Here is an 11,687-nt window from a genome sequence, read left to right as displayed (position 1 = left end):
GTTCGCGGCTCACGGTTCGCGGCTCGTCCGCCGTCCGCTCAGGCCGCTCAGGCCGCTCAGGCCGCTCAGGCCGCCATGATGACGGGGCCGGCCGGTGCCGGCGGGTGGTTGACGGTGGGGACCCCCTCCCCCGCCAGGACCCGGCGTACGGCGTCGGCCGCGTCCGCGCCGGCCCGGTCCTGGGCCTCAGCGGTGGACGCCCCCAGATGGGGGGTGGCCACGACGTTGTCCAGGGTGAACAGCGGGGATCCGGTGCAGGGTTCGACGGCGTACACGTCGAGGCCCGCGCCGGCCACCCGCCCCTCCTTGAGGGCGGCGTACAGCTCGTTCTCGTCGACGATCCCGCCGCGGGCGGCGTTGACGATCCGCACCCCCGGTTTCATCCGGCGGAACTCCTCGAAGCCCAGCAGACCGAGGGTCTGGGGGGTGCGCGGCAGGTGGACGGTGAGGAAGTCGGCGCTGTCGAGGAGTTCCTCCAGGGCCACCAGCCGCACCCCGGCCTCCGCGGCCCGCCCCGGATCGGCGTACGGGTCGTAGGCCAGCACCCGCATGTCGAAGGCGGCCAGCCGGCGGGCGACGAGGGTGCCGATGCGGCCGAGTCCGATGACGCCGAGCACCTTGCCCGACAGCTCGACGCCCGCGAACGCGGAGCGCTGCCAGGAGCCGGTGCGCAGCGAGGCGTCGGCGCGCGGGACCTGGCGGGCCACGGCGAGCAGCAGGGCGACGGTGAGTTCGGCGGCGCTGACGCTGTTGGCGTCCGGTGCGTTGACGACGCTCACCCCGGCCCGGGTGGCCGCCTCCAGGTCGACGTTGTCGACGCCGACTCCGGCGCGGCCGATGGCCCTCAGGCGCGGGGCGGCTGCGATGGCCTCGGCGTCCATCCGGGTGGCGCTGCGGATCAGGACGCCGTCGGCGTCGGCGAGTGCGGCCAGCAGCGCCGTGCGGTCGGTGCCGTCGACGTGGCGTACGTCCGTGCCGGGGCCGAGGGCGCGGGCGGCCGAGGGGGCGAGCGGTTCGGTGATAAGGACGACGGGTGCGCTCATGGGGTGTCCTTCCGTGGGGAGGAGGGGGCGGGCCGGGGCGGGGCCGGCGGGGCCCGCCTCCCGGTGGGGCGGGAGGCGGGCCGGGCGGTGACACGGGGCGGCCGGGGCCGGCAGGCGTCGAGGCGGTCAGGCGGCGCAGGCGCGGTCGAGGCGGTCGCCGGCCGCTTCGAGCTTGGTGAAGGTCTTCTCCAGTCCGGCGACCCGGCCCCCGCTGGGGTCGGAGGTACGGATCTGCCCGGCGAACTCGTCGTAGACGTCGGCGAATTCGCCGAGGGCCGAGCGCACGCCCGCGTCGGTGGTCTTCTTCCCGGCGTCGCGCAGTTCGCCGGCGAGGTCGTTGGCGCTGCGGGCGACCCCTTCGGGGTCCTTCTCGATGTCGCCCGTGGAGCCGGCGAACCGGTCGGCGGAGGCGATGGTACGGCCGCACGGGTAGGGCGCGGAGGAGTCGGCGCCGGTGGTCTCCTGGCAGCCGGTGAGCGCGGCGGCGAGCAGGGCGAGGGTTGCGATCGCGGTGATCCGGGTCTTGGTGTCGCGCATCAGTAGCCACCCCACTGGATGAGGACCTGGTCCCGCTCGGCCTGCGAGATCAGTTCGATGGAGCCCACGGACCGTTCCGGGGCGTCTGCCATGGCTTCCAGGGCGCGGACCATGCGCTCCAGGAAGATCCGCGCCTCGTCGGCGCCGTAGATGTCGGGGCGGTGGCCCAGCCGCAGTTCGAGCCCGCCCTCGACGGGGACGGCGATGAGCCGCAGCGGGTAGTGCGTGGCGTCGTGGACGGCCAGCCCCGTGAGGCGGGGCCCTGTGACGGCGGCGGCGAGCGCCCCGGTGTCGAGGGGGTAGTTGACCAGCATGGTGGTGGTGTCGAACAGTTCGCGGCCGGTGGTGAGCCGCTGGACGCGGGAGAGGCCGAGGTGGTGGTGTGCCATCAGGCGGACCTGCTCGGCCTGGAGCCGGGACAGCAGCGCGTGCAGCGGCTCGTCGCCGTCGGTGCGCACGCGTACCGGCAGGGTGTTGCAGAGCATGCCGATCATGCGCTCGACGCCCGGTACCTCCGGCGGCCGGCCGGAGACCGTGGCGCCGAAGACGACGTCCCGGGAACCGGTGGCGTGGGCGAGGACCAGGCCCCACGCGGTCTGGTACTGGGTGTTGAGGGTGACGCCGTAGGTGCGTCCGCGCTCGGCGAGGCGGGCCAGGAGGGTGTCGGGCAGCAGGTGGGTGACCTGTTGCTGCGGTACGGCGGGCCGGTCGGCCGCGTCGGGTGCGATGAGGGTGGCCTCCTCGACCCCCGCCAGGTAGGCGGCCCAGGCCTCCTCGGCGGCGGCCTGGTCCTGGGCGACGAGCCAGCCCAGGTAGTCGCGGTACGGGGCGACCGGTGCCAGGGTGGCGCCGCGGCCGCCCCACAGGGCGAACAGCTCCTGGGCGGCGACGGGCAGGGACCAGCCGTCCCACACGATGTGGTGGGTGCTCAGCAACAGCCGGTGCCGCTCGGGGGCCAGCTTGACCAGGGTCAGGCGCAGCAGCGGCGGTGCGGCCAGGTCGAAGCCGCGGAGGCGTTCGTGCTCGGCGAGGCGGGCCGCGGCCCCTTCGCGCTCGCCGGCGGGCAGGGCGGTCAGGTCGCGCTGCGTCCAGGGCAGGACGGCCGCGGCGCTGACGGTCTGGACGGGCTCGGAGATCCCGTCGTGGTGGAAGCCGGCCCGCAGGTTGGGGTGGCGGTCGAGCAGGGCCTGGCCCGCCGCGCGCAGGGCGGCCGCGTCGAGCGGTCCCTCGAAGTCGAAGGCGACCTGGGTGTTGTAGGTGTCGGCCTCGCCGTCCGCGCCGGCGGCGTGGAAGAGGAAGCCCTGCTGGAGCGGGGTCAGGGGCAGGACATCGGCCAGGTCCGGGACGGCGGCCTCCAGGGTGTCCACGTCCTGCTGGCTGAGCGTGGTCAGCGGGAAGTCGCCGGGGGTGCGGCCGCCCGCGCCGGGCCTTCCGGCGTGCGCGGCGATGCCGTGCAGGGCCTCGGTCCACAGGGCGGCGAGCTCCGTCAGGGCCTCGTGGTCGAGGACTCCGGCGGGGGCGCCCCAGTCGGCGTACAGCTCGGGGCCGTCGGTGGTGTCCCTGGCGAGGACGTTGACCTCCAGGGCGTGGGCGGCCGGCAGGCCGGGGTCGGCGCCGTCGGGCAGCGCGTCGCCGGGCAGCGGCTGCCAGGGCTGCGCGTCCTCGGTGGCGCTGCCCAGCCGGCCCAGGTAGTTGAAGAGCACCCGGGGCGTGGGCAGGGCGGCGAGCCGGTCGGCGGTCTCCGGGTCGAGGTGGCGCAGCGGGCCGTGGCCGAGGCCGTCGCCGGGGACGGCGCGCATCTGTTCCTTGACGGCCTTGACGGTGCGGCCGACCGCGGGGCCGCCGGCGGCGATCTCGGCCCAGTCGGGGGTGCCGGTGTCGATGCGGACGGGGTGGACGGCGGTGAACCAGCCGACGGTCCGCGACAGGTCGAGGCCGTTGCCCTCGGCGCGGCCGTGGCGTTCGCGGTCGACGAGGAGCGGGGTGCCGGGGGCGGCGGTGGCGCGGCGGCCGCGCCATTCGGCGATGGCCAGTCCGAGGCCGGTGAGGAGGATGTCGTCGATCTGGCCGTGGAACGCGGCGGTGACGGGGCCCAGGAGGGCGGCGGTGACGGGGGCGGGAAGGGTGGTCCTGATGTGGCGGGCGGTCGCGGCGGTGTCGGTGGCCGGGTCGATGGCGCGGGCTCCGATGCCGGGCTGCGGCAGGTCGGTCATGGCTTCCCACGCGGCCAGTTCGCCGCGCCGGGCGCCGGCCTGTGCGCTGCGCAGCTGGTGGTTGGCCCAGGTGCGGTAGGAGGTGGTCACGGGCGGCAGGGTGGGGGTGCGGTCCGCGGCCAGGGCCTCGTAGGCGGCTCTGAGGTCGGGGAGCAGGATCCGCCAGGAGACCCCGTCCACGACCAGGTGGTGGACGGCGAGCAGCAGCCGGCCGGGCAGGCCGGGGCCGGCGTCGAAGCGTACGGCGCGCACCATCCGTCCGGCGACCGGGTCGAGGGCGTCGCGGGCGGCTTCGGCGGCCGCCCGGACGGTGTCGTCGAGGCCGGCGCCGGTGAGTCCGGTGATGTCGGTGCGGGTGAGGAGGCCGGGGTAGCGCAGGCCCTTGCGCGGGACGACGAGCCGCTGGTGGTCGCGTTCGAGGCGGGCCCGCAGGGCGTCGTGGTGGTCGAGCAGGGTGTGCAGGGCCTCGGCGAGCAGTTCGTCGTCGGTGTCCGCGGGCAGGGCGAGGAGCATGGCCTGGTGGAAGCGGTCGACCGTGCCGCCACGGCCGAGTACGTCGCGGGCGACGGGCGGCAGCGGTACGGGGCCGAGTGCGGCCGTGGCGGGTTCGCAGGAGGTGGTGGGGGTGTGGTCGGTGCGGGCGGCGACGGCGAGTGCCTCGACCGTGCGGAGCTTGAAGACCTCGGAGGGGGTCAGGCGCAGCCCGTGTTCGCGGGCGCGGGCGACGAGCTGGATGGCCATGATGCTGTCGCCGCCCAGTTCGAAGAAGGAGGCGTCGGCGCCGGCCTTCTCCAGGCCGAGGACCTCCTGGAAGAGGCGGGTGAGGATCTCCTCCCGCTCGGTGACGGGGGTACGGCCCGGGCTCTGCTCGGTGAAGTCGGGTACCGGCAGGGCGGCCCGGTCGACCTTGCCGTTGGGGGTCAGGGGCAGGGAGTCGAGGACGACGACGGCGGCGGGGACCATGAAGGGGGGCAGTGTCTCGGCCGCGTGGGCGCGCAGGGCGGCCGGGTCGAGGGGGCCGCTGCCGGGGGCGGGGGCGGCGTAGGCGACGAGGCGGCGGCTGCCGGGGCGGTCCTCGCGGGCGATGACGATGGCCTGGGCGACGGCGGGGTGGCGGGCGAGGACGCTCTCGATCTCGCCGGGTTCGATGCGGTAGCCGCGGATCTTGACCTGGTGGTCGCTGCGGCCGATGTAGTCGAGGTGGCCGTCGGGGTGCCAGCGCACCAGGTCGCCGGTGCGGTACATGCGGTCGCCGGGCGGTCCGAAGGGGCAGGGCACGAAGCGGTCGGCGGTCAGGCCGGGGCGGCCGGCGTAGCCGCGGGCGAGGCCGGCGCCGGCGGCGTACAGCTCGCCGGGGACGCCGGGCGGTACGGGGCGCAGGCGCTCGTCGAGGACGTAGACGCGGGTGTTGACGATGGGCCGGCCGATGGGCGGTACGCCGCTGCCGGTCAGCGGGGCGCTCATGGTGGTGCAGACGGTGGTCTCGGTGGGTCCGTAGCCGTTGAGCATCCGGGCGCGGGGGGCCCAGCGGGCGACGAGGGAGGGCGGGCATGCCTCGCCGGCGACGAGGAGGGTGCGCACGGTGGGCAGGGCGTCGGCGGGGATGACCGACAGGCCCGCCGGGGGCAGGGTGAGGTGGGTGATGCCCTGCCGGGCGACGAGTTCGATCAGGCCTTCGCCGGGCAGCACCTGTTCGGCGGGGGCGAGGACGAGGCGGCCGCCGGCGAGGACGGAGACGACGACTTCGAAGGTGGCGGCGTCGAAGCTGGGCGAGGCGAACTGCAGGACCCGGCTGTCGTCGTCGAGGCCCATGATCTCGCGCTGGGCGACGATCAGGGAGGCGATGCCGGTGTGGGTGACGGCGACGCCCTTGGGGCGGCCGGTGGAGCCGGAGGTGTAGATGACGTAGGCGGTGTTGGCCGGGGAGAGCGGAGCGCTGCGGTCCGCGTCGGTGGGGTCGGCGGAGCTGCGGGCGCCGAGGGCGGCGCGGGTGGCGGGCTCGTCCAGGACCACGTGGGGGCAGCCGGGGGGGATGGCGCCGGCGGTCTCGGTGGTGGTGACGGCGCAGACGGGCCGGGCGTCCTCGATCATGTACGCGATGCGCTCGGGCGGGTAGTTGGCGTCGACCGAGAGGTAGGCGCCGCCGGCCTTGGAGACGGCGAGCAGGGCGGTCAGCCAGAGGGCGGAGCGCGGCAGGGCCAGCGCGACGGTGGTCTCGGGGCCGGCGCCGGCGGCGATGAGGTGGTGGGCGAGGCGGTTGGCGCGTGCGCCCAGCTCGGCGTAGGTCAGCTCGCCGGTGTCGTCGGCGACGGCGATCCGCTCGGGGCTCCGGCGAGCCTGGGCTTCGAAGAGAGCGGCGATGGTGGCGGGCTCCACCGGCCGGGCGGTGTCGTTCCACGTCTCGGTGAGGGTCAGGCGTTCGGCGATGTCGAGGAGGGCGACGGTGTCGAGGGGCCGCTGGGGTTCGGCGACCACGGCGTTCAGGAAGGCGACGAAGCGGTCCTGGTAGGAGGCGACCTCGGCGGCGCAGTACTGGGCGGGGTCGGCGTCGAAGTCCAGGCGCAGGCCGTTGCCGTCGGAGCGGTCGTACACGGCGAGCGCGAGACCTTCGACGGGGCCGAGGGAGATGTTGTGGGCGGTGGCCGGGTGGCCGCCGAAGGAGAGCTGGTAGTCGAAGGCCATGATGTTGACGACGGGCCCGATGATGCCCATGTCGGTTCCGGTCAGGCCCAGTTCGCGCCGCAGGTCCTCGTAGCGGCAGCCTTGGTGGCGAACGATGTCGCGGACCTCTGCGGAGACGCGCGGGACGAGGTCCTCCAGGCTCTCGCCGGGCTCGACGCGGATGTGCAGGGGCATGACGGTGGAGGCGTGGCAGGGGGTGCGGCGTACGGTCTTGCCGACGCGGCCGGTGACGGGCAGGCCGAGGACGACGTCGCTCTGGCCGGTCATCCGGGACAGGTAGGCGGCCACGGCCGCGATCAGGAGGACCGGGCGGCGGGTACGGGCGGCGCGCGCGGTGTCGGCGATCCGGTCGGCCTGGCCCTGCCCGACGGTGCGGGTGCGGCGGATGAAGGAGGATGCGCCGGCGGCCAGTTCGGCGGCGCTCGCCGCGCCCTGGGGGGTGCCGGGCAGGGGGACGGGGGCCGGGATCGAGGCGAGCCGCCCGGCCCAGTGGGCGCGGTCGGCCGCGACCTCCTCGGAGGCCCGGTAGCGGGCGTCCTCCTCCAGTGCCTCGGCCAGCGGGGGGAAGGTGCACGGCTCGGGGGCGCGGTCCTCGGCGAGGCTGCTGTAGAGCTCGGCGATGCGGCGTCCGACCATGGCTCCGGCCATGCCGTCGACGACGAGGTGGTGGAAGCGCTGGAAGTACAGGAAGCGGTTCTCGGCGACCTTGACGAGGGCGAAGGTGGTGAGGCCGCCGGCGGTCAGGTCGACGGGCCGGTTGAGGTCGGCCCGCATCCAGGCCTCGGCGGCGGCGACCGGGTCTGCCTCGGCGCTGAAGTCGGGTGCGGGCAGGGGAGGCAGTGTGTCGTCGAGGTACTGCCACAGGGTGCCGTCGTCGTCCTGGGCGATGGTGCGCACGCGCAGGGTGTCGGTCTCCAGCAGGAGCATGTGCCAGGCCCGCTCCATGAGGGCGTGGTCGACGGGCCCCTCGATGGCGAAGTACTCGCCCACGTTGTAGTCGCGGCCCGTGTCGTCGAGCTGGTGGGCGAACCAGAGCCCGGTCTGGGCGGCCGAGAGGGGCAGGCGCTGGTGCGGGAACTGCTCAGGCATGACGGTCTCCAGCAGGGTCGAGGCCGAGCCGGCCGGTGAGGAAGTCCATGAGTTCGCCGGCCCGCCCTTCGAGGTAGAAGTGGCCGCCGGGAAAGGTGTGGACCTCGTGTCCGGCGACGGTGTGGCGGGCCCATTCGGCGGCGTCCCGCGAGGTGCAGGAGGCGTCGTCGGCCCCGGTGACCACGGTGAGCGGGCAGGTGAGGGGGGCGCCGGGGGCGTAGCGGTGGGCGGTGAGGAGCTCGAAGTCCCCGCGCAGGGTGGGCAGGGTCAGCTCGCGCAGTTCGGGGATCTCCAGCAGTCCGGCGCCGGTCCCGCCCAGCCCCCGTACGTACTCCATGACGGCGTCGTCGTCGGGGAGCGGCAGCCGGGCGCGGGTGTCGATGTGGGGGGCCTTGCGGGCCGAGGCGAAGAGGCGGACCACGGCGGCGGGGTGGCGGGGGCGCAGCAGGCGGGCGGTCTCGAAGGCGAGGGTGGCGCCCATGCTGTGGCCGAAGAACGCGGCGGGCCGGTCCAGGCCGGGCTCGATGGCGCGGGTGAGCTCGCGGAGCATGACGGCCATGTCGGTGACCGGGGGTTCGTCGAACCGGTCCTGGCGCCCCGGGTACTGCACGACGACGACTTCGAGTTCCGGCGGGGCGGCCTCGGCGAGGTCGCGGAAGGAGCTGGCGCCGCCGCCTGCGTGGGGGAAGCAGTACAGGCGCATGCGGGCGGCGGGCCGGGGGGCGAAGACGCGCAGCCAGGCGGAGGCCGTCGGGGTCTTGAGGACCGGCACGGTTCAGTCCTCCGTGCCGGAGGCGGCCGGGGGCGTGTGGGGCTCGGCCATGGCGACGGCGATCTTGCGGGGGCCCGTGAAGGGCTCGCGGCCGTGCGCGGCGAGCATGTTGTCCACGACCAGGACGTCGTCGCGGCGCCAGTCGAAACGGACGCTCGCCCGGCGGTAGCAGGAGCGCAGGTGGTCCAGGACGTCGTCGGGGATGCGGCCGCCGTCGCCGTAGTAGGTGTTGCTCGGCAGCTCCTCCTCGCCGAACAGTTCCAGGAGCCCCTCGCGCACCTCGGCGGGCAGGGTGGTGTGGTGGAAGAAGGTGATGTGGTTGAACCACACCTCCTCGCCCGTCTCCGGGTGGCGGTGCACGGCGTCGCGTACGGCCCGGGTGCGCATGCCGCCGCCGGGCAGCCATTGCAGTGCGAGGTCCTTGGAGCGGGCGAGGCGCTCGACCTCGGCCCGGTCGTCGGTGTTGAAGACGGACTCCCACGGGATGCCGAAGCGGGGGTGGAAGGTGCGGGTGGCCATCCAGCGCCGGCGGGTGAACTCCTCGCGCACGTCGGGGTGGACGAGCTCCAGGATGCGGCGGGTGTCGGCGAGCGGGGTGGCGCCCAGGGTGTCCGGCTCGGCGATGCAGCAGAAGTAGAGCAGGCGCGGCCAGGACGACTGGTAGGAGTTCTCGTTGTGCAGGAAGATCTCCTCGTCCGGCGGGTAGTCCGTCGAGGTGTAGACGTTGCCCTTGATGGTGGAGCGCGGCGAGGAACGCTCGGAGTAGGCGAGCGGTGCGCCCGACAGGGCCCTGACGGTGGCGTCGAAGCCGTCGACGCCCTCCAGCGGGAAGCCGCGCAGCAGGACCGCGCCGTGCTCGCGCAGGGCGGCCCGGATACGGGCGCGTTCGGCGTCGATGCGGGCGGTGAGGGAGGGGTGGGTCCCGTCGTGTTCCAGGACGAGCGGCAGGGTGCGGGTCTGTTCGGGCTGGGTTGTCGTCATGACGGGTCGACCTTCTCGTCGCTCGTGTCGGAGCCGGATGCGGTGGGAGCAGGGGCGGTGGGGGTTTGCGCCGTGGGGGTTTGCGCGGTGGGGGTTTGCGCCGTGGGGGTGAGGGAGGCGGGGGCGGCGGGTCCGGCAGCCGGTCCGGAGTCGGCGTCCTCCCGGCCGGCGGCCCGGACCGCGGGGTTCACCGCGGCCAGTACGGCCATCAGGGCCATGGCGGCGGAGATGCCGAGCACCGTGGTGGAGGTGGCGAAGGCGGCCAGCAGGAGGCCTCCGACCAGGGCGCCCGTCGAGTTCATCCCGGAGGCCATGAGCATGAACACGCTGCTGACGCGGCCCTGCATCTCGTCGGGGGTGATCCGCATCTGGTGGACCCCGGCGGCCACGTTCATCAAGGAGCCGGCGAAGGCCATGCCGCCGCACAGCGCGCCCAGGGCGAACGGGTTCGAGAGGAACGCCACGGGGGCCATCAGCGCCGCCCACAGCGCGAAGGCGCTGATCAGCAGGGTCGAGGGGGCCACCCGTGCCAGCCACCAGGAGGCGCTGAGGGCGCCGAGGGCGCCGCCCACCCCCTCCATCAGCCCCAGGACGCCGAGCAGCGCGGGCGAATGCCCGGCCTCCTTGAAGATGAGTACCAGGGAGAGGTTGAGGATCTGGAAGAGCAGGTTGCTGCCGGCGACCAGGGCGACGGCGGCGCGCATGAACTTCTGGCGCCACACCCAGGCGACGCCTTCGGACACCTCGGCCCTCAGACCGGCGGTCCGCTCCGCGCGCTCCTCCTGGAGTTCCCGGCGGATGAACAGCAGGCATCCCAGGGCCAGCAGGTGGGCGAGGGCGGTGACGCCGAACGGCAGCCACCGGGTGAGGGCGAACAGCGCGACCCCGGCCGGCTGTCCCAGCAGCCCGGCGACCTGGCTGCGGGCCTCGTTCTGGGAGAGCGCCGCCGGCAGGTGGGCGGGGTGGACCACGTTGCGCACGGCCGCGCGCTCGGCGAGCCGGTAGAAGACGAACGCGGCGCCCTCCAGGAAGGCGGCGGCCATCACGTGCGGCAGCCACAGCCTTCCGGTGGCCAGGGCGACGGCCACGCTGCCCATGGCGAACAGGCCGACGAGATCGCAGACGATCATCAGCTTGCGCCGGTCCCAGCGGTCCACCAGGGCGCCGGCCGGGAGTTGCACCAGCAGGTGGGGCAGCATCGCGGCGAAGCCCACCAGGCCGGCTCCGGCGACCGAGCCCTGCCAGATCATCAGCAGCGGGTACGCGGCCTGGGCGGCCTGTACGCCGAGCAGCGAGAATCCGGCGCCGGTCCACAGGAGCAGGAAGTCGCGGTTGCGGCGCAGCGGTACCGCGGGGCTGCGCGGCGCGTCCGGGGCGGGGCGTTCTTCGAGGAGGGTCATGCCGCTCGCGCCCCTCGGGCCTCGCGCGCCGTCCGGGCGGACGCGCCGGCGGCGCACCACTCCAGGACCGCCATGGCGCTGTGCATCTTGTTCTCGGCCTGCTGGAAGGCGATGCTGTGCGGCCCGTCGAGCACCTCGGCGGTCACCTCCTCGCCGCGGTGGGCGGGCAGGTCGTGCAGGAAGACCGCTTCGGGGCTGCCCTCCCACAGGGCGGCGGTGACCTGGAAGGGGGCGAAGCGCTCCCGCCAGTCGGCGTCGGCCTTGGTGCTCCCGGTGGTCTGCCAGCGGGAGGTGTAGACGGCGTCGAAGCCGGCCGGCAGGTCCCGCATGTGGTGGTGCTCGGTCACGGTGGAGCCGTGGGCCCGGGCGTGGGCCCGGGCCCGCATCCGGACGTCCGGGTCGAGGCCGTAGCCGGGCGGGGTGCGCAGCTCCAGGGTGGTGCCCCGGTAGCGGGTCAGTCCCAGGGCCAGCGCGGCGGCGGTGTTGTTGCCCTCGCCGACGTACAGCACGCGCAGGTCCTCGACGCGGCCGAAGCGCCCGAGCAGGGTGGTCAGGTCGGTGAGGCCCTGGGTGGGGTGTTCCTCGGCGCTCATGGCGTTGACCACGGACATCCGCGGCTGGGCCGCCCAGCCGCGCATCTCGGCGGGGTCGCCCGCGGTCCGGGCGACCAGCACGTCGAGCATCCGGGAGAAGACCCGGCCGGTGTCCTCGGTGCTCTCGCCGGTGTTCAGCTGGAGGTCGTCGGCTCCGTACGTGATGATCGTGCCGCCCAGCCGCAGCACCCCCGCCGAGAAGGCGGTGCGGGTACGGGTCGAGGTCTTGCGGAAGTACACGCCGGTGACCAGACCGCGGAGCGGGTCGCGGTGGGCGTCGGCGCCCGCGGAGAAGGCGGCGCCCCGCTCGACCACGGCGTACAGCTCGGCGTCGGTGAGGTCGTCGAGGGAGATGAGGTGTCGGGCTGACACGGTGT

6 protein-coding genes and 1 pseudogene are annotated in these 11,687 nt (G+C 74.7%); all 7 read right to left on the bottom strand.

The annotated features are described in order from the left end of the window. Positions 1 to 116: 116 nt before the first annotated feature. Positions 117 to 1,043, bottom strand: a pseudogene (locus AMK16_RS30305) (hydroxyacid dehydrogenase); the annotation flags it as partial. 126 nt (positions 1,044 to 1,169) lie between these two features. Then, positions 1,170 to 1,580 (bottom strand): hypothetical protein, encoded by a 411-nt coding sequence (locus AMK16_RS30300; protein WP_073920527.1) that lies wholly within the window; start codon positions 1,578 to 1,580, stop codon positions 1,170 to 1,172. Next, positions 1,580 to 7,564 (bottom strand): non-ribosomal peptide synthetase, encoded by a 5,985-nt coding sequence (locus tag AMK16_RS30295; RefSeq protein WP_073920526.1) that lies wholly within the window; start codon positions 7,562 to 7,564, stop codon positions 1,580 to 1,582. The genes AMK16_RS30300 and AMK16_RS30295 overlap by 1 nt, the downstream gene beginning before the upstream one ends. Continuing rightward, positions 7,557 to 8,336, bottom strand: a complete 780-nt coding sequence (locus AMK16_RS30290) for a thioesterase II family protein (protein WP_073920525.1) — start codon at positions 8,334 to 8,336, stop codon at positions 7,557 to 7,559. The genes AMK16_RS30295 and AMK16_RS30290 overlap by 8 nt, the downstream gene beginning before the upstream one ends. A 3-nt stretch (positions 8,337 to 8,339) precedes the next feature. Next, entirely contained in the window at positions 8,340 to 9,317 is a 978-nt protein-coding gene (locus tag AMK16_RS30285) for a TauD/TfdA family dioxygenase (protein ID WP_073920524.1), read from the bottom strand. Next, the gene (locus AMK16_RS30280) at positions 9,314 to 10,717 is read right to left on the bottom strand and encodes an MFS transporter (RefSeq protein WP_079191844.1); all 1,404 of its coding nucleotides are present in this window, start codon (positions 10,715 to 10,717) and stop codon (positions 9,314 to 9,316) included. The genes AMK16_RS30285 and AMK16_RS30280 overlap by 4 nt, the downstream gene beginning before the upstream one ends. Continuing rightward, positions 10,714 to 11,682 carry an ornithine carbamoyltransferase gene (locus tag AMK16_RS30275; protein WP_073920613.1) on the bottom strand — a complete coding sequence of 323 codons (969 nt, stop codon included), beginning with the start codon at positions 11,680 to 11,682 and terminating at the stop codon, positions 10,714 to 10,716. The genes AMK16_RS30280 and AMK16_RS30275 overlap by 4 nt, the downstream gene beginning before the upstream one ends. Between the last annotated feature and the right edge of the window lie 5 nt (positions 11,683 to 11,687).

Source organism: Streptomyces sp. CB00455 (assembly GCF_001905445.1).
Taxonomy (GTDB): Bacteria; Actinomycetota; Actinomycetes; order Streptomycetales; family Streptomycetaceae; genus Streptomyces.
Note: the sequence above shows the minus strand (reverse complement) of the source record. Positions and strands in the feature narration are given on the sequence as shown.

Coding starts and splice junctions, on each gene's coding strand:
- AMK16_RS30300 (WP_073920527.1), bottom strand. CDS start 1,580: ATGCGCGACACCAAGACCCGGATCACCGCGATCGCAACCCTCGCCCTG.
- AMK16_RS30295 (WP_073920526.1), bottom strand. CDS start 7,564: ATGCCTGAGCAGTTCCCGCACCAGCGCCTGCCCCTCTCGGCCGCCCAG.
- AMK16_RS30285 (WP_073920524.1), bottom strand. CDS start 9,317: ATGACGACAACCCAGCCCGAACAGACCCGCACCCTGCCGCTCGTCCTG.
- AMK16_RS30280 (WP_079191844.1), bottom strand. CDS start 10,717: ATGACCCTCCTCGAAGAACGCCCCGCCCCGGACGCGCCGCGCAGCCCC.